Here is an 18,471-nt window from a genome sequence, read left to right as displayed (position 1 = left end):
CGGTTTTCTTTGGGAAATGTCCTGAGGGATGATTTTTTTGAGGTTGGGGAGCTGCCATAAAAAAGACCTGGTTTCACAATTTAAGCAGTTTGTAATAAGTGTATGAGCTATCCATTCCTCTCATGATATTTTTGTAATTCACTTTGGTTTAACCGTATCCCTGCCAATGCACAATCTTTAATATACAATGGTGTCTGCAGCTATTTTGGGCAGTTGGTAGTTTCCATAATCTATACGGAGGTCGCTGGAAGTTGGTGGATTTTGGAACTCTGTTGGATCAACCTTGCTATTATAAAGGAAAACGGACTTTAACGCTTTAAAAGAGTTAAGGCTGGAAAGATGTTTGCCGCTAAAATTGGTATGAGTTAGGTGTAGTGTTTTTAAATAATCCAAAGATTGTAATTTGTCTATATTTTCCCCGGTTATCTGTGTATGGTTCAATTTTAAAACAGTGAGGTTGGGAAATTTAGTCAGTGACTCAAAAATAGCATCAGTAAGCTGGGTGTTACTTACATCTAGGTTTACCAATTGTTTGCTTAACGAACTTAGTAGTTTTAAATCAGCATCGATAAAATCTGGTTTATTGATGCAGGAAACACGGATCAGGTTACTAGACGCACTTATTGGTTCTATATGGAAGCCATAACTTCTTATCAACCTAATGGTATCTGTAGGAATGGCAGCTACCTCTAGTTCGGGATAATCGGTGGCTCTGTCCTTTGGGAAAAAGGCGGTAAACAAGGACTTGGGAAGCTTTAATTCGCCAATTGTTTTGTCAAAAGATGGTCCGGTTTCTATCCACGCCTTGATAACTTCAATTTCTTCCTTAGATAATTGTGACTTTTCCTTGGGAGGCATATGGTCCTCATGATCTATGGGCAAAACGAGTCGCGCATACAAAGGGCTGTTTTTTATATCGTGGCAATTTATTACCTCACCGTTCTCACCACCATTTAATATCCCTTCAGGATTATTCAGGTGTAAGTCTCCCTTACTTTTTTTGGGGTTGTGACAGCTTAGACATCGGTTGTTAAGGATGGGTTGTACCACTTGGGCGTATAAATCTGATTCTTCCCAAAGCGCTTCCTCCAGTCTGGGCAGTTCGTAGTTTTTAGGAGCGATGCCCAAGGCAGTTTTTATTGCTGTTGGTAAAGGTTCCACGAGGTAATCCGATCCGTGGGTAATGCTCCCCCCAAGATGACCGGTTATGGAGATTAGAAATAATAAGGAATAGGAGAAGAGACTAGTGGGTATGCGACTTAAAAACTCTACGGTAGTGGGTGCCTTAATGCGGTAATACATTAATCCAGAAAAAAGGGCAGTGGCGATTCCCGCCCACAAGTGAAACTTTATGGTGTTAAACCCGTAACCCTCATTAAGGTAAAGTAAGTATCCGCTAATACTAGCCACAATGGCTGCGATAAAACCCCATAAGAATACCTTGGCAATTACGGGTTTCAAGGTGCCTTGTTTGCGGTCTATCCATTGTAACAACAAACCCGTAATGATAAATCCAATAGGTAAGTGGACAACCATTGGGTGTAAACGCCCTATTAATTGTTGAATTACATCCATTATTTACCTCCTCAATTTTAGGCGTTCTTTTAAAGCTTTCATCATAGAAACGTTGGCTTCCCATTGGTCTGTCAATGGGATTTTGGAATAAGGGAGTGTGGGCATATAATCTGGGGGACCAAACTCAGTGGTTACTGTAAATATACCCTTGTTTTCTTTCCAGCTTGTTCTAATGATCTCCTCCCAGAGGTCTAAATGTCTTTCTACGGTAGGTGTCCATTCCGGCGCTTTTGGGTCGCTTATTTGTGGACCTTGGGGATGGCCTATACGAGCGTGAACGTGGTGCGACCTACTAATCACCGGTTTCAGCAACTCCTCTTTTCCCTCTAGCAGGGATTCGTGTACCACCATCCAATGACTAATATCCAAGGTAAGCTTTAAATTGGGTAATTGTGATAGGTACTTGCTGGTTTCAGGAAGGCTATAGCTAAACCGTCCCCTATGGGTCTCATGAACCACCGGAATGTTATATTTTTCGCTTATAGTGGTGGCAGCATTAATAAATGCACGATTTTCCTCGAAACTATAAAAATCACTTCCAGTATGAGAATTGACGAGGGTTGGATTCCATTTCATTAATTTTTCCAAACCAGTTTTATACTGTTCTAGGCTCTCTTTAAAGGGAAGACCTTTATTGGTGCCGTGTAAAAAAATCAGCTTAAGTTGGTGTTTGGCCAAGGCTGCTTTTAATTGGCCTTGATCAGCGTTGTTAGAGGGTAGCCAAGTTTCTATTCCATCATAGCCAGCTGCTTTTGCCTTTTCACAAAAGGCATCATAGGTTAACTTATTTCCCCAATCTGTTTGAAAAAACATTATTTTTTCTTGGGCCTGGGAGAGGGTTATTGTGCAAAGGAAAAGAACTACAAAAGTTTTAATGGGATTCATGGGTTGTTTTTTTGGTTGTTTATGCTAATATTTCATGGATCACCTGGCCTTCCACATCGGTAAGCCTAAATGGTCTCCCCTGGAATTCATAGGTGAACTGTTCGTGGTTAAAGCCCAAGAGGTGGAGTATGGTAGCATGTATATCGTGTACGGAAACCTGACCTTCCAAGGCAGAAAAACCAATTTCGTCCGTAAGGCCCCAACTGGCGCCCTTCTTTATACCCCCTCCGGCCATCCACATGGTAAAGGCGTCCCCATGATGGTCCCGTCCTTTATAGGCCATTTCTTGGCCTTCCCTATTTTCTAGCATCGGGGTCCGGCCAAATTCCCCACCCCATACCACGAGGGTTTCATCTAGCAAGCCCCTTTGTTTTAAATCTAATAGTAAGGCAGACATGGGGCGGTCTATTTCCGTGCACTTATTTCTTAAACCAAGATCAACGGCAGTATCGTGACCCGTTCCGTGGCTATCCCACCCCCAATCGAACAATTGAACAAAGCGAACTCCATCCTCTACCAGTTTCCTTGCCAATAGGCAGTTATTGGCAAAAGATTCCTTGCCGGGCTTTACGCCGTACATCTCTCTGATATGTTCTGGTTCGTTATTGATGTTCATAACCTCTGGAACGGCGGTCTGCATCCTGAACGCCATTTCATACTGATTAATTCTGGCCAATATTTCAGGGTCGGAATATTCATTGAATTCAGATTTGTTTATTTTATTGATGGCCGCTATGGTGCTCTTTTTTAAATTTCTGCTGATGCCTTTGGGGTCTTCTATATAAAGTACAGGATCTCCTTTAGAGCGGCATTGTACGCCTTGGTAAACGGATGGTAAAAATCCGCTTCCCCATACGCTTTTCCCTGCATCTGGGGTTTTTCCGCCTGAGGTCAGTACTACAAAACCTGGTAGATTTTGATTCTCCGATCCCAATCCGTAGGTTACCCAAGACCCTAAGCTTGGTCTCCCCAGTCGGGGTCCACCAGTATGCATAAAAAGCTGTGCCGGTCCATGATTAAACTGATCTGTGTTTACGGCTTTAAGGAAGGCCACTTCATCTACCACCTTGGAAAAGTGGGGCAGAAAGTTGGAAACCCAGTTTCCAGATTCTCCATGTCGTTTAAATTCTGCCTGTGGTCCCAACAGTTTTGGGGTGCCTCTAATAAAGGCAAATTTTTTCCCTTCCAATAGCGATTGTGGGGTTAGCTGCCCGTCCAGTTTGTGTAAGGTGGGTTTATAATCGAACATTTCCAGTTGTGACGGTGCCCCTGCCATATGTAGGTAGATTACAGACTTCACCTTGGCTGGAAAGGGGGGAGGCATAGAGGCTAAGGGATTGATGTCTCGTTCTGTAAGTGCTATCTTTTCTTTTTTGTCGCTACCCAAAAAGTGATTGCAGCCCAAAAACATAGATCCAAGTGCTAGTCCGCCCATTCCAGTGACACAGTCCTTTATAAAATGCCTGCGAGTATTCGCTCGAATTTCCCTATGGATCTTTTCTTTTATGAGTCGGTTTAAGTTATTCATCGCTAGGATTTTGTTAAAAATTCGTCCAAGTTCATTATGGTACTCGCCACCACGGTCAGTGCGGCAATATGGGGATCCCTTTCTGTTTGTTGGGGAATAAACTCCTTAATCTGCTCTGGATTTTCTTTAAATTCCATATACGAGCGTTGGTATAGGTCCTTTAATACTTCAAGTTTTTCCTGATCTATTTCTGCCAAGGTAGCTTTGGTATATCCACTACTTATTCCTGCAGCTACCTCTTTGGTCTTTTCCATGTATTTAGCTAGGTGATAGGAGGCTTCCTGATATACGGGATCATTTAGGGTAACCAAGGCTTGTAAAGGGGTGTTGGTAACTGTTCTCCTTACGGTGGACACCTCCCTGCTTCCCGCATCGAAGGTTAGGAAGGAAGGGTAGGGACTAGTTCTTTTTAAATAGGTGTATAACCCTCTTCGGTATTTGTCCTCTCCTTTGCTTTCTACCCATTGGCCTCCATTGTAAACTGTTTGCCACACGCCATCTGGTTGCGGGGGCATTACACTTGGGCCGTACATTTTTTTGCTTAATAGCCCAGATACCGCTAGGGCCTGATCTCTGATTTGCTCCGCACTAAGTCGCGTTCTAGGACCTCGGGCATAAAGCGTATTATGGGGGTCTATGCGGTGTAATTGGGCGTTGGTCTTGGAGCTTTGTCTATAGGTGCCAGAAAGCACTATATCTTTAATCAAGGCTTTAACGCTCCATTGATGTTCGTTCATGAATCTTAAGGCCAGCCAATCCAAGAGTTCGGGGTGGGAGGGCCAATCGGATTGGGAACCCATATCCTCCAGGGAGGCTACAATGCCTCTTCCGTATAGTTGGTGCCAAACCCGGTTTACAAGGGTACGTGCGGTAAGCGGATTTTCTTTGCTCACCAACCACTTGGATAGTCCCAATCTGTTTTTTGGCCAGGAATGGTCCCATGCATTAAGACTTTTTGGCGTTCCTGGTTCCACAGTATCTGTTTTCATCAGCCAATTGCCTCGCTCAAAAACTTGAGTGGTTCTTTTTTGAAAATCAGGTTTTTCGGCCATAATGGGCAGGGTAGGAACCTGTGCATTTATCAACTCCATAAAGGTGTTGTCAATTTGGGGGTGAGTCAACATATTTTCCGTATTTATTTCGGGAAGGAATGCCAACCAACTGATATAACTAGTGGGGGTTGTAGCGGGTATTTTATCGTTTTTGGCTGCTATAAAAAGATTTACCTTACCATCTACCTTTTTAAAAGGGAACTTTTGGATAATTCTACCTTTGGTTTTATTAATGGTGAACTGGGCTAATATTTCCCCTTCGGGATGGTCTCGGCGGATGGTTATTTCAGTACCATCCATACCAGCTGCGTATTTTAGGTAAATATAATTGGCGCCTTGAGTGTAAACCTCGTTTAGGTAGCAAGAACCGTTGGGGCGTAAAGCAAGCCATTTGGTATCGGCCAAATTCCCATTGGTATAATCTTGCGCTAAATGGGCGTGGTAGACAGGTTCTGTATAGGTTAGGAAATTGTTGTAGGAGGTAGCTGTCTCACTATCGTCATTTTTGGAGATCCATTCATAAATTCGATCTACCTCTTTTTTTTGATCTTCGTTGTAAAATCTAAGATTAGGCTCATCTTCGGAAGTATCTGCGTCGCTAGAGTTGTTGAAGAAGGCCATTAAATTATAATACTCTTGGTGTTTAAAGGGATCGTACGTATGGGAATGGCATTGAACACAACCAATAGTAGTGCTTTGCCATACTTCAAAAGTGGTGTTTACGCGATCTATTACGGCGGCAACCCTAAACTCCTCATCGTCCGTTCCCCCTTCGTCATTGCTCATGGTGTTTCTGTGGAAAGCCGTAGCTATCAATTGATCTTCCGAGGGGTTGGGCAGTAAGTCGCCGGCCAATTGTTCTATGGTAAACTGATCATAGGGCATATCTTTATTAAAGGCATCTATTACCCAGTCCCTATATCGCCACATAGTTCTACCCAAATCTTTTTCATAACCTTTGGTATCTGCATACCTAGCTTGGTCTAACCACCAACTGGTCCATTTTTCGCCATAGGCTGGGTTGGCCAGTAAGGTGTCTACATAGTGTTCGTAGGTGATTTTCCCCTCGCTAAAGTCGTTGAGCAACTGCGCATCTGGCGGCAGCCCGATGAGGTCTAAGGACAACCTTCTTGCAATTATCCTTGCGGATGCAGCTAAGCTAGGTTCCAAATTATGTTGTTCTAATTTTTTTAATATAAAATGATCTATAGGGCTCTTTATAAACCCTTTAGAGTCTTCACCAGTAATTCCTGCAGCTTGGGTGGTCATAGGAATCGCTACCTTACTGGGGAGGGTATAGGCCCAGTGTTTGCCCCACTTGGCACCCTGATTTACCCATTTGGTCAGTAAATCTATTTCTTCTTTGGATAACTTAGGCTTTAAATAGGGCATACGCAGTTCAGGATCGTCCTCATGTAATCGTTGAATCATAGGACTTTTGGCTGCATTTCCCGGTAGTATAGCTGGAGAACCAGATTCGGTGTTTGCAAAGGCCTCTTCTTCAAATAATAAGCTAAATCCTCCGTTTTTTTTAACTCCACCGTGGCAGGTAATACAATTTTTATTTAGGATGGGTTTTATCTGGGTACTGAAGTCAACGGGCTGTTCGGGTTGTATAAATTTCCATACAAGGATGCTAAGCAGGACAAATCCAATTATGGTAAGGAGTATATAACGTCCATTTTTCACGCTGCTCGTGTTTGTTGTTGTTTCCTAGGTTGCCCCCAAAAGGGCGTTTAATCAGCGCCTCAGTGTGGTAGCTTATGTGCAAGAGGCTGATTATGAGACTTGGGTATAACAATTATAAGGAAAAATGACCTTAAATACCAGCTGTAACTTATCGAATCTTGATACTATTTTGCGTTCATCCAATGAAAGGTTGTTTGCTGTGTTGTTGGAAAATGACCGCTTAGCCTGTGTTCCTTTGCCGTTTGTATGGGGTTTGATTGGACAGTTTTAGAGCCGGTGAAATTTGGGGGGGTCTCCCATCAATACTGTTCATGTTTATAGGTGTGGCTGAAAACCTCCTGCTATTAGTCCGGATGGGCAGATTTTCTGGACGAATACCGATACTGTGGGGTGATAAACTTTGGAGCGTGGTAATACAAAAAGGGCTGGAAAATTATTCCCAGCCCTTTTAATAAATATAAACATAAGTAAAGGTTCAACGCCATGAGCGTTGTTCTAATCCCTTAGGAAGTTACTTTGTTAAAACAACCATTTTTGTAGCTCCCTCAGTCGTAACCTTCACAAGTTCGTGCTTGGCGAGGGCCTTCATAGCTCGGTCCCATTTTTTACCACTCAATCCTGCCTGCTCCTTTAGTTCTTGTAAGGGCAAAGTTCCAGATGGTTTTAATAGGGATAAGATTCCCTTCTCTTCGTCGTTCAATTCTACTTCCTTCTTCTCTGGGCGCATTTGTGGGAAGAAAAGTACTTCCTGTATAGAACTGTTATTGGTCATTAGCATTACCAAACGATCTATACCAATACCTATACCACTGGTAGGGGGCATCCCGTATTCCAAAGCTCTAATAAAGTCTTGGTCTATAAACATAGCCTCATCATCCCCTTTTTCTGAGAGTTTAAGCTGCTCTTCAAATCGTTCGCGTTGGTCAATGGGATCGTTCAGCTCAGAGTAGGCATTTGCCAACTCCTTTCCGTTTACCATCAATTCAAATCGTTCAGTTAAGGCCTTGTTGCTGCGATGTTCCTTTGTTAATGGGCTCATTTCCTTTGGGTAATCGGTAATAAAAGTGGGCTGTATATAATGATGCTCACATTTTTCCCCAAAGATCTCATCAATCAGCTTTCCTACACCCATGGTTTCATCTACCTCTAGGTTTAATTTTTTGGCCACTTCCCTAAGTTCATTCTCGTCCATTCCAGCTACATCATAACCGGTATGGGTTTTAATAGCTTCAAGAATCGGAATTCTGGGGTAGGGGGCTTTAAATTCAATTTGGTGCTCTCCTACCGTAACCTTTGAGGTGCCATTAGAGTCTATAGCTACCTTTTCTAGTAGCGTCTCGGTCATATCCATCATCCAATTGTAATCCTTATACGCTACGTATAGTTCCATTACCGTAAATTCAGGATTATGGGTGCGGTCCATGCCTTCATTCCTAAAGTCTTTTGCAAACTCGTACACGCCATCAAATCCGCCCACGATTAATCTCTTAAGATATAATTCGTTAGCAATCCTTAAATATAAGGGGATGTTTAGGGCATTGTGGTGCGTTTTAAACGGACGGGCCGCGGCACCCCCTGGAATTGGTTGTAGAATTGGGGTTTCTACCTCCAGGTATCCTGCATCGTTGAAAAATTGACGAATGCTATTGGTGATCTTGGTACGCTTTATAAAGTTGTTCTTTACGCTAGGGTTAACTACCAAGTCTACATAACGTTGACGGTAGCGCAACTCTGGGTCGTTAAACTGGTCGTGTACGTTACCCTCTGCGTCTACTTTTGGAAGTGGTAAAGGACGTAGGGATTTGCTAAGTAGCGTGTAGTTCTTAACCATCACCGTTTTTTCTCCCACCTGGGTAGTGAATAGGGTTCCTTCTACCCCAATGATATCCCCAATATCCAATAGTTTTTTGTAGACCTCATTATATAAGGTTTTATCTTCCCCAGTACAAATCTCATCCCGGTTAAAATATACTTGTATACGGCCTTCGCTATCTTGCAATTCTGCGAAGGAGGCCTTTCCCTGTATTCTACGGGACATAAGCCTTCCGGAAATAACTACCTTCTTGCCTTCTTCATATTTTTCCTTTATGGTCCTGGACGTATTGTTTACAGGATAAAGTGCCGCGGGATAGGGGTCTATCCCTAGTTCACGTAACTTGCCAAGTTTTTCTCTTCTGATTACTTCTTGTTCCGAAAGTTGCATACAATAATGATTAAGGATGCAAATATAGCTACTCTGGCTTAATCTATCAATCCTGTAAATAGTATTGTTCCACGGCTGTTTGTATTTTTGTCAACTTACTGTAACAATAGGCCCCTAATTTCGTCCTATTGGTACATCAATCAAAAATCAAAAAGTAAATGGGATGCTTTAGAGTGCTGTTGGCCATCATATTCCCGCCCCTATCAGTTATTGATAAAGGTTGTGGGTCATTTATAATTGTTTTTCTTCTCACCTTATGTGGTTGGGTGCCTGGAGTGGTTGCGGCTTTGATCATACTTAACAATCCAAATTAGGACTTTATTTTTAAGTGGAGTTTGTATCTTTGCCTTATGAACAAAAGGATTCTCTTAGAAGATTTAGGCCATAAAGATTACAAGGAAACTTGGGACTATCAGGAAACACTTTTCCAATCTATTTTGGATTTGAAAATTAAGAACCGCAGGGAGGATGCAGGACTGGAAACTCCTAATCATTTTCTCTTTGTAGAGCACCCTCATGTCTATACGCTGGGGAAGAGTGGGAATATGGGCAATCTCTTGGTAGATGAGGCTCATTTGGCAGAAAAGCAAGCCAGTTTTTACAAGATCAACCGGGGTGGGGATATTACTTACCACGGTCCCGGACAGGTGGTGGGGTATCCAATCCTAGATCTCGATAATTTTTTCACTGATATCCATAAGTACCTGCGATTATTAGAGGATATGATTATCCTTACCCTTGCAGAGTATGGCATAAAGGGAGAGCGTTCTAAGGGGGAAACCGGAGTTTGGATCGATGCAGGGACGCCCTTTGCCCGAAAAATATGTGCCATGGGAGTGCGTGCAAGTCGTTGGGTGACCATGCACGGTTTTGCTTTAAATGTAAATACCGATTTAGGGTATTTCGATTTAATGATTCCCTGTGGTATTAAAGACAAGGCGGTGACCTCCCTAAACGTAGAATTGGGAGTTAAAGAGGTGGCTATGGATGAGGTGAAGGAAAAATTGTTAAAACATTTTTCCACGCTTTTTGAAGCGGAGTTTCAAGCGGTAAAGACTGAAGTTTCGCAATAAAAAAACCGAGTGCAAAACGACTCGGTTTCTATTAATGTTCCCTTCTGGGGTTATTTATTATACTTGGTAAGCTCCATATGGCTGGTTAAAGTCCCTTTCTTATTGTAGATTTCTTGTTTAACCATCCCTACATCCTCGGCAAGCCATAATTTAGTGCTCATATTTTGCTTTACTCCCATGGTCTCCGAAATGGTGTCTTCTGTAAGTAGGTAACATTCAAATGTTCCGGCAGGGGTGGTTACACTTTCTTTACTTACTACCTTCCTATTGATCTGATCTACCTTCATAGTCATATTCATCCCGGTCATCTTAATGTTTATGGTTACATTGGCATCGTCTAGATCTTGCCCCACACTAAGGTTGTTGGGGATATTTATATCGGTGCCGGTAATATCCATTTCCATTCCCATTTCGGTGTATTGTTCAATCATCTTGGAGGGTACTAGCGAATTGTAATCTATTTTTATTCCCTGCCCCGTACAGCTTATTTTAAAATCGGAAACCATGATTTCTTCCCCTTTATTATCGGTGAATTTCATGTTCATGGTAGCGGTGGTAGTGCCCCCTGAGTTGGTTACCTCTGTAATGGAATAATCTGTGGTTCCTTCCGGCTTGCCTTTTTTATTGCTCATGGTATATTGAAAGCTTACGCCTTCCTCCATGGGATAGAATTTACTGCAATTGTTCTGTGAAAAGCCTAAGGAGGCAATTAAGAAGGCTACTAATACGATGCAATTTCTTTTAATCATTGTGCTTAAGGTTTTAAGGTCAATATTCCAGGTTTATGCATAGGCCCTGTAACACAGGGCTGTAGCGGTTTTTTTATATTTTTATAAATTCTACTCTTCTATTTTTGGCTTTGCCAGCAGTAGTGCTGTTATCCCCAACTGGTTGGGCCTCCCCTTTTCCATCTGTTTGTAAGCGATTTTCCGATATCCCGAAATCGCTGCTCAGCGCATTTTTTACTGAAGCGGCTCTTTGTTTAGATAGTTCTAGGTTGGTGGCCTCACTACCATCGGCATCCGTATGGCCTACGATTTTAATATTGCTTTCAGATTCTTGTTGTAGGACATCAGCAATTTTTTTTAGGGTACCATAAGATTCAGGCTTAATTTTGTCTGACCCTGAATCAAATAAAATTCCTGTAGTGGAGAATTGCCCCTCTTTTAGAAGTTTGCTCCTTAGGTCTTCACCCCCTTCTGCCACCTTTACATTGGTGATGAAAACAAACTGCTCCTTGGTTTCGCTGGGCATATTACTTAAATGAAATTTGACGTATTTTACCAATCCAGGTTCAATAAATCGCGGAAGGTCTACCAGCTTGCGTTCGTTCATCCACATCCGAAATCGCTGCCCGTTAACCGAAATAGCCACATGTGCCAGTTGTAAAACGTCGTTTCGCACGTCTTTTTTCACATAATTTCGCAATGTATTTTGCCCATTGAAGTGATTGTTCACATATACCCCAGCATCAATATATTGAGCAAACGGAATACTAACTTCAGCATAATCAGCTCCCTGTTTCAGGCTATTGTTATCATCCAGTAATATTTTAAGACGGGCGGTGGAGCTTACCTTTTTATCTAATCCCGAGGTAATCATATCAAACTCCAAGGTAAAGTCAGAGGGCAGTATTTGGGGAATATCGGGTACGTAGGTGGTCCTGTCCGATAGTTTCATCCATTTTCCCGGACTATTGTTTAGGGTTACCACTTCCCCAGATCCATTGGTATTCCATTTAGCAGGAAAGTCACCAATATTATCCACCGAAAAATCGTCGTAGATTAGTACACGATCCCCAGCTACGAAGTCGTAGTTGGTGTAAAACTTTAAATCCTTGTTGCCAGCATCCATGTTGGTGGAGCTGGTAATGGTCCCTTCCTGATTGTTTGGATTGGGGGCGTTTGGCTCACCCCTTTCAGAAGGGGGATTAGATACAGGGCCCGGTCCCTTGCTTCCTGGCTCCAAAATACTGTCTAATGCTTGATCCGTTTTTTTACTTACCTCCCTGTCTACGCGCCTTTCAACGGTACGCTCGGCAGCCCTTTCGGCTCTTTTCCCCAATTTTTTTAAAATTTGACCATGACTAACATGGGAGAAGGAAAAGAGAAGCAAACCGCATAGCAAAGCCTTAGGGGTTATTTTTGTGAGTGTCATAACTAATTGATTTATAGATCCAAATATGTTTGTTTTGAAAAAACGTTTTCTTTTAAAATTAAGGAATAAGAATGATTTATGAGAATAGACTGTATGTAATGCATGTTTTATTGTATTATCTGCAATAAAATTAGAATGGTCCGTTTCCTATGGCATTTATAGGTAAGAATTGCCTTGCTCAATTTTTGAAGAGATCAAGATGAGGGTGGATTTTAGTGACTGCGGTAAGGATGTATCACGCAAAGAATGAGGGAGAGATAGGCTAAAAAGGGGATGTGCCTGCCAGTAAACACCAAGATTCTTAAGGTGGGTAAATTTTATTAGGTGCATAGAGGATTTTCAGAAAGGTGACCAATTTGTGAGTGCCTTGTAAATCGCTACTAGTAATAGGTTGCTTAATTATAAGCCTGGGATGCGGAGGCGTTTTCTCCAGAGCCCAGGCCCTAATTAATTAATTCTATATACAATAATGGAGTTTTCCTGGTCTTTGGAAACCAACTCTAGCTTATGGTCATTATTCATATCGCTGAGGTCTATCTGAGAGCTTCCGGATACGGGAAAGTTGGAAATGGGTTTGGCCTGACTGTCAAATAAATAGATCTTTTGATTTTGGATGTCGGTGACCGTGACATAGATCTTGTCGTTAAGATAAAATATTCTGGGTTTGGAGTATACCCCTAATTCCAGCGTTACCTTTTTTCCTCGTATCTGTAGTTCGTTGTCGTTCATTATAACGAGGGTTTTGCTAGTGGCATCCATCCCGTGATCTGGGAATAACCCTAGATTGGCTGTATTCACTTTTCCTTTTTCATCTATTTGATAGAGTCGGCCCTCCGTATCCGTCACGGTAAACTTCTTGTTATGAAGTTGTACCTCATTATCTGAAAAGGTGATTTTTTCTTTTACAGGGACTCTAGTTTGTCCTGTTCTAGAAAGGATTTTTAAATTGCCTCCCTCTTCTTTAAAAACCAGGTAGTCTTTTCTGCCAATCCGGAAGTGCTTGGCCCTTCCTAATATAGGACGGTCTGCCTTTTTATATTTAAAACCAGACACTATTTTTCCCTGCCTATTGTACATGAAAATTTTATCGCCCTGCGAAACTACAAAACGGTAATCCCTTCTGCCATCGTAATCAAAAACCGATAGAGGACCTAGGTTGCCGCCGCTATAGGAAAATGAAAAGGGTGCTACTTCGTTTCCGTTTCGGTCCAATATCAAAAATTGGTTGTCCGTGGTAAATGCTAATTGGAGTCGACCGTTTTTGTAGAGGTCTACCTGTTCTATACGACCCTGAATTCTACCAGAGAGCTGTTTTTTCCAAAGAATTTTACCCGCTGTAGAGATTAGGTATAAAGTATTCTCTTGGTCCTGTACTACAATTTCCTCTTTCTTGGTATAGTGGTTTTTTACAAATTGAGGGACGGTAGCTACCCCGCTTTCCAAGGTAAGTGTATATAAGGGCGTTGTTTTGTTCAAAGAGGTTTCGTGTGCAATCTTTTGAAATAAAATATGAGTGTGGTGAAAATGGTCTTCGGCAACCATTTGCGCTGCAAAAGAATACTCGGAAAGTTCTTTTGTATTAATTTCCTTGGCCAAGTTTTGGGTAAAATAACGGTTTAGGAAATATTCTACTCCTTTGGCGTTGGAAATAAAGAGAATAGAAGACTCATCTGCCAGCTGCTGCTGGGCCGTTTTGTAGGTAGCCGTCTTATTAAAAGTGCTGCTGTTCTTGTAATTGGCAATGATTGTTTTCAGCATTTCCGCAGAACGGGCAAAAACAAAGGCATTCTCCAAAATTGTGTAGTGGTTGGCATGGTAGCCCTTTACCAGGGGGTTAAAATAAGCATTGAGGAAATTATTCTTGGAGAGGGATACAATCTCATTTCCTTGATATTCTTCAGAACCGGTTTTTAAATTGTCTAAAAACTCGTGAATCTTCATGGAACCGCTGGTATGTAAAACGATGGAGAGGTCGCTATTTAAATAAATTAGACCGATTTCCTCAACGGCATCAAAGGTTTTGTCAATTTCAACAGACCTATCCAAATGCTTTTTCTGATTTTGGGCAAAGGCGGTATAGTTATCAAAGGTGAAGGATAAAATGGCGTCGGAGGCCATAGGAGCCATGTTTGGTGTTCTGTTTACAAGTGCGTGGGTGTTTCTAAATAGGTCGCTTATCTTAGGTAAAGAATCGTTAGCCGTATTTATTCCATTGAGTTTAACATGGTCTTTGTTGGAGTTGAAATCCAAAGATACCCATTCTGTAAAATTGGAAATATCCCACTGTGTTCCTTCGGCCAATACGCTGTTGAGAAGGGAGGTACTTTTCTTGGCATTAATAAAAATATTGGCACTGCTTTGGGTGTTTATTGCCTGATTTAATTTGTATAGTGAAGGATTAACCTCCAGATTATTTTTGTTGCGAAGTAGGTTCTCTAGCAACATCTTGGCCGAACTGATTATTATTTTGTCTTGAATTCTGGTTGCGTAGAAGGTATTCCCTTCCAAATTATGTTTCTCAATTGTCTTCCCTTCATAGGTAATGGTCTCTACCTTTTTATCGGTTATGTCCTCTACCATAAAAAGGTCTTCGGAATAATACGCAGCATATAAGACCTCAAAATTTTCTTTTCCCAGTTCAACAAAGGCCAGCATACTCTCCTTGTCGGTTTGTAGGTAATCCAAGGGTTTTACCTTTTCTACAATACTGGAATAAGGATGGGTAGAAGAGAAGGAGCTTAAAAGATGGTTCTTGTCCAATTTACTGGAGAAGGAAGATAGATCGTTTATCTTAATAATAACCGCACTGTTGTGGGGTATATAGGTTAATAAGGGGGAAGTAGTGCGAGACTTTTTGGCACATCCTAATAACAAGAAGATGGTTACAATCGCTAATTTAAATTTCATAGAAAGAACTTTACGTAAAAATAGAATTTTTAAATATCTCATTTTAGTCTTCCCGACTATAGTCGGAACGTTTTTCTGTGGTATTTTGTAATACCGTATTTCTTAATTGCCTCACGATGCTCTGCAGTGGGATACCCTTTGTTTTTCTTCCAGTTGTACATAGGATATTCCAAATGTATTTTTTCCATATACTGGTCTCTGGCGGTTTTAGCCAAAACCGATGCCGCTGCTATGCTCTGGTACTTGGCATCTCCTTTAACAATACAGGCATGAGGGATGTCTTTATAGGGAGTAAAACGGTTGCCATCTACAATAATAAATTCTAACGGCAATTGCAATTGATCCAGGGCGTGGTGCATGGCCAAGAACGAGGCGTTCAAAATATTAATATTATCAATCTCCTCTGGGAGAATATGTGCAATGCCAAAACTCAACGCATTGGTTTCTATATGGGGTCTTACCAAATCTCTTTTGGTTGCAGTAAGGAGTTTGGAGTCGTTAAGAATGGGGTTGGTATAATCGGGCGACAGTATTACTGCTGCTGCAGTTACCGGTCCAGCAAGGCAGCCTCTACCAGCTTCATCGGTGCCCGCTTCTCTAGAAGTAGTATAGTATGGTTGTAACATTTTGGGTTCTTTGCTAATTGTACACGTGTAAATTTGTCATCAAGCCCGTGGCTTTCCATTGTATATAGAAAGCAAAAGTATTTGTTTGTGGTAGGGCAAAAGGCCAAATATAAAAATTTATAAAAGGATTATTAGGTTTGCATAACTTGAAAGGGAGGAAATGAAGTATACTACTTAAAATCAATGGGTGTTATTGGCTGCTTTTCTATTAATGGATGAGGTTTTTGGAGCGAAAACCTCTCAAGAAACGGTTTGGGTCCTCTAAGCGGATGGGTCTCCTAAGGATTGCTGGGCAATTGGGGAGTGTTGGGTAGAAAGTGTTTTTAACTTAAGGAGGGAGCGATGTCCTGAAGGGTTTCAGTTGATTTTTTGCTTTTCCTCATGTTTATTGATGTGGAGATTGTTCTGTAGATTTCGATTGTGCAGGCCAAGGGTATTGACGGAGATAAGGCGTTGTTTGCCTGTTTTTTGAAGTTTAGCATTTCGTTAAGGACAAAAAAATTAACTTTGTCGGCGTAAGTCCACAGCATGAGATATATATTGACGCTTTTAGTAGTATTTATTAGTCAGGCCATTAGTGCTCAAGAAGATTCAATTCCTTCTCCTAGGAAAATGGGGGAGCCCCCTGTGGGCGTTCAACAAAGAATGCTGCCAGCAAAACGTACTCCTGGGACCCAAGTGCAGGAGATTACAATTAAGGATTATAAGATTATAGACTACCAAAGAGATACTACCTTTTTGGATACCACGATTTCCATACAGAAAGAATACAAATACAACTTTTTAAGAAGGGACGATTTTGAGCTAATGCCCTTCGCTAATGTTGGTCAGCCTTATAATAGGTTGGGGGCTAACTTAGAGGTGAACAATATCTACCCGGGATTGGGAGCCAGAGCCAAGCACTTTAATTATTTGGAGGCTAGGGAGGTAGATTATTATAATGTAGCTACCCCAATGACCGACCTGATGTTTAAAACTACCTTTGAACAGGGACAGTTGTTAGATGCATTACTAACCTTTAATACTTCAAAAAGACTTAACTTTTCATTGGGTTATAAGGGATTTAGATCGTTGGGAAAATATCAATTCAGTCAGGCCTCGTCCGGAAACTTTAAGGCCACTACCAATTATGTTACCCAAAACGGGCGCTATAGTTTAAGGGCTCATATTGCGACCCAAAACTTAGAAACCGAAGAGAATGGCGGGTTGGCCAATAAGGAATTGCAGTTTGAATCCAATGATCCCGATTTTGCTGATCGGTCTAGGTTAGATGTCTTGTTTTCCAATGCTAATAACCGACTTCATGGAAAGCGGTATTTCCTAGACCATGAATATGTGGTCTTTGGAAAACCATCCGAGTCGGGAAAAGCAAGGACTACTGCACTTACCATGGGGCATGAGTTTAATTATGAGTCCAAATATTACCAATACAAGCAAACTGCCAATAATCCATATTTTGGAGATGCCTTTCTGTCCGAGATAGGGGATAAAGTATATTTAAAGACCTACAATAATCAGCTGAGTGCCCGGTTTTCAAATAAAACGCTGGGAGCGCTTACAGGGCATGTGGACTTCTATCGGTACAATTACTATTTTAATACCGTTTTGCAGACGGATGACCAGTTGATTCAGAGTCAGTTGCAAGGGACTGAAGTTGCTGTGGGGGCAAAATATGTAAAAAAGATCGGTGGTTTTCAACTGAACGGGGCGCTAAAGTCTAACATTACTGGAGATCTTTCTGGGACCATCCTAGACGCCTTTGCCAGTTATCGTATCAATGAAAACCATGCGCTTAAGTTTTCTATTCACTCCTCCTCTAGGATGCCCAACTTTAACTTCTTGTTATACCAAAGTGATTACCGTAACTATAATTGGCAGCATACATCCGATTTTAAGAAGGTGGGTAATAATGGGTTTCAATTAGATCTAGATTCCAAAACCTGGGGTAATCTCAAGGCAAATTACACGAGCCTGAATAACTACACCTATTTTGCTGCCGACCCGTCAGAAACTGAGATAGAAGGTAGTGAGCAGGCCTTTATTAAGCCATTTCAGGAGTCTGGGAACGTAGATCTTTTTAAGGTGAATTATGAAAAGGAGTTTAAGTGGAAGGGATTTGCGCTGAATAATACAATTATGTATCAGAATGTAAACCAATCCAACCCCGTATTAAATCTGCCCGAGTTTGTAACGAGGAATACTTTGTACTATTCCAATTTTGGATTTAAAAAAGCATTGTATTTTCAGACGGGGGTTACCCTAAAGTATTTTACGGCCTATACCATGGACGCCTATAACCCGGTGCTGGGGGAATTCTATTCCCAAGATACGGAGAAGTTGGGAGGATTTCCAATGTTAGATTTCTTCATCAATGCCCGTATTCAACAGACCAGGGTATTCCTAAAGGCAGAGCACTTCAACTCCTTGTTTTCCGAAAACAAATTCTATGCGGCGCCAAACTATCCGTATAGGGATTTTGTGATTCGCTTTGGTTTGGTGTGGAACTTCTTCTCTTAAGTTTGGATTAGTTCATTTTCCTTTAGGGCGTTTCCCTCCTTCGTCGGGCCGTGCTCTCTGCAGTATCCCTAGCCTTGCTTCGGGGATGCCGCTGCAATCCCTGCCTAGCGGCGGGCATGCCTAACGCGGGACCGGTGGATGCGTCCCTTTGGTTTGGGCGCGGAAGTGGTCTTTTATAGGTAGTGTTCGTTTCCTGTATATAAGGAGTGTATTGCGTGGCAGGTCAACTCGATTTTGAAATTCGGCCGAAACCATGTAT

12 protein-coding genes are annotated in these 18,471 nt (G+C 41.8%); 3 read left to right on the top strand and 9 right to left on the bottom strand.

Features of this window, described 5'->3' with window-relative positions; genetic code table 11:
* Window positions 1-177 precede the first annotated feature (177 nt).
* From F1E73_RS09345 to lysS, 5 genes are all read right to left on the bottom strand, one after another.
* Window positions 178-1,575 (bottom strand): c-type cytochrome domain-containing protein, encoded by a 1,398-nt coding sequence (locus F1E73_RS09345; protein WP_086477935.1) that lies wholly within the window; start codon window positions 1,573-1,575, stop codon window positions 178-180.
* A gap of 3 nt (window positions 1,576-1,578) precedes the next feature.
* Complete coding sequence (locus F1E73_RS09340; RefSeq protein WP_223883399.1) at window positions 1,579-2,460, bottom strand: sugar phosphate isomerase/epimerase family protein; 882 nt, start codon at window positions 2,458-2,460, stop codon at window positions 1,579-1,581.
* A 19-nt stretch (window positions 2,461-2,479) separates the two neighbouring features.
* Window positions 2,480-3,988 (bottom strand): DUF1501 domain-containing protein, encoded by a 1,509-nt coding sequence (locus F1E73_RS09335; RefSeq protein ID WP_150451759.1) that lies wholly within the window; start codon window positions 3,986-3,988, stop codon window positions 2,480-2,482.
* A 2-nt stretch (window positions 3,989-3,990) separates the two neighbouring features.
* Window positions 3,991-6,729 carry a DUF1553 domain-containing protein gene (locus F1E73_RS09330; protein ID WP_223883398.1) on the bottom strand — a complete coding sequence of 913 codons (2,739 nt, stop codon included), beginning with the start codon at window positions 6,727-6,729 and terminating at the stop codon, window positions 3,991-3,993.
* A 511-nt stretch (window positions 6,730-7,240) separates the two neighbouring features.
* Window positions 7,241-8,932 carry a lysine--tRNA ligase gene (gene lysS, locus F1E73_RS09325; RefSeq protein ID WP_086477934.1) on the bottom strand — a complete coding sequence of 564 codons (1,692 nt, stop codon included), beginning with the start codon at window positions 8,930-8,932 and terminating at the stop codon, window positions 7,241-7,243.
* A gap of 158 nt (window positions 8,933-9,090) precedes the next feature.
* Between lysS and F1E73_RS09320 the strand changes: the two genes are divergently transcribed.
* Window positions 9,091-9,246, top strand: coding sequence for a YqaE/Pmp3 family membrane protein (locus F1E73_RS09320; RefSeq protein WP_086477933.1), 156 nt, complete (start codon window positions 9,091-9,093; stop codon window positions 9,244-9,246).
* A gap of 36 nt (window positions 9,247-9,282) precedes the next feature.
* A complete protein-coding gene (gene lipB, locus F1E73_RS09315) occupies window positions 9,283-10,005 on the top strand; it encodes a lipoyl(octanoyl) transferase LipB (protein ID WP_150451758.1) in 723 nt (240 codons plus the stop codon).
* 50 nt (window positions 10,006-10,055) lie between these two features.
* Here lipB and F1E73_RS09310 read toward each other — a convergent pair whose 3' ends face one another.
* The 4 genes from F1E73_RS09310 to F1E73_RS09295 all read right to left on the bottom strand — a co-directional run bounded on the left by F1E73_RS09310 (window position 10,056) and on the right by F1E73_RS09295 (window position 15,695).
* Complete coding sequence (locus F1E73_RS09310) at window positions 10,056-10,754, bottom strand: TapB family protein (RefSeq protein ID WP_150451757.1); 699 nt, start codon at window positions 10,752-10,754, stop codon at window positions 10,056-10,058.
* A 73-nt stretch (window positions 10,755-10,827) separates the two neighbouring features.
* Window positions 10,828-12,162 (bottom strand): OmpA family protein, encoded by a 1,335-nt coding sequence (locus F1E73_RS09305; RefSeq protein WP_150451756.1) that lies wholly within the window; start codon window positions 12,160-12,162, stop codon window positions 10,828-10,830.
* A 447-nt stretch (window positions 12,163-12,609) separates the two neighbouring features.
* Window positions 12,610-15,069, bottom strand: coding sequence for a DUF3352 domain-containing protein (locus F1E73_RS09300; protein ID WP_150451755.1), 2,460 nt, complete (start codon window positions 15,067-15,069; stop codon window positions 12,610-12,612).
* Between the two features lie 56 nt (window positions 15,070-15,125).
* Window positions 15,126-15,695, bottom strand: a complete 570-nt coding sequence (locus F1E73_RS09295; RefSeq protein ID WP_150451754.1) for a ribonuclease HII — start codon at window positions 15,693-15,695, stop codon at window positions 15,126-15,128.
* A gap of 528 nt (window positions 15,696-16,223) precedes the next feature.
* Here F1E73_RS09295 and F1E73_RS09290 point away from each other — a divergent pair.
* Window positions 16,224-18,212: a putative porin gene (locus tag F1E73_RS09290; RefSeq protein WP_150451753.1), complete on the top strand. Its 1,989-nt coding sequence runs from the start codon at window positions 16,224-16,226 to the stop codon at window positions 18,210-18,212.
* The last annotated feature ends 259 nt before the right edge of the window (window positions 18,213-18,471 follow it).

Origin of the sequence: Arenibacter lacus (assembly GCF_008711145.1) — a bacterium.
Lineage (GTDB): Bacteria > Bacteroidota > Bacteroidia > Flavobacteriales > Flavobacteriaceae > Arenibacter > Arenibacter amylolyticus.
This window is presented reverse-complemented; position numbering and strand designations above follow the sequence as displayed.

Bases quoted from the DNA above. Each gene is read 5' to 3' on its own strand.
- F1E73_RS09320 (WP_086477933.1), top strand. From the start codon at position 9,091: ATGGGATGCTTTAGAGTGCTGTTGGCCATCATATTCCCGCCCCTATCA.
- F1E73_RS09290 (WP_150451753.1), top strand. From the start codon at position 16,224: ATGAGATATATATTGACGCTTTTAGTAGTATTTATTAGTCAGGCCATT.
- F1E73_RS09340 (WP_223883399.1), bottom strand. From the start codon at position 2,460: ATGAATCCCATTAAAACTTTTGTAGTTCTTTTCCTTTGCACAATAACC.
- F1E73_RS09300 (WP_150451755.1), bottom strand. From the start codon at position 15,069: ATGAAATTTAAATTAGCGATTGTAACCATCTTCTTGTTATTAGGATGT.
- F1E73_RS09345 (WP_086477935.1), bottom strand. From the start codon at position 1,575: ATGGATGTAATTCAACAATTAATAGGGCGTTTACACCCAATGGTTGTC.
- F1E73_RS09305 (WP_150451756.1), bottom strand. From the start codon at position 12,162: ATGACACTCACAAAAATAACCCCTAAGGCTTTGCTATGCGGTTTGCTT.
- F1E73_RS09310 (WP_150451757.1), bottom strand. From the start codon at position 10,754: ATGATTAAAAGAAATTGCATCGTATTAGTAGCCTTCTTAATTGCCTCC.
- F1E73_RS09335 (WP_150451759.1), bottom strand. From the start codon at position 3,988: ATGAATAACTTAAACCGACTCATAAAAGAAAAGATCCATAGGGAAATT.
- lipB (WP_150451758.1), top strand. From the start codon at position 9,283: ATGAACAAAAGGATTCTCTTAGAAGATTTAGGCCATAAAGATTACAAG.
- F1E73_RS09295 (WP_150451754.1), bottom strand. From the start codon at position 15,695: ATGTTACAACCATACTATACTACTTCTAGAGAAGCGGGCACCGATGAA.
- lysS (WP_086477934.1), bottom strand. From the start codon at position 8,932: ATGCAACTTTCGGAACAAGAAGTAATCAGAAGAGAAAAACTTGGCAAG.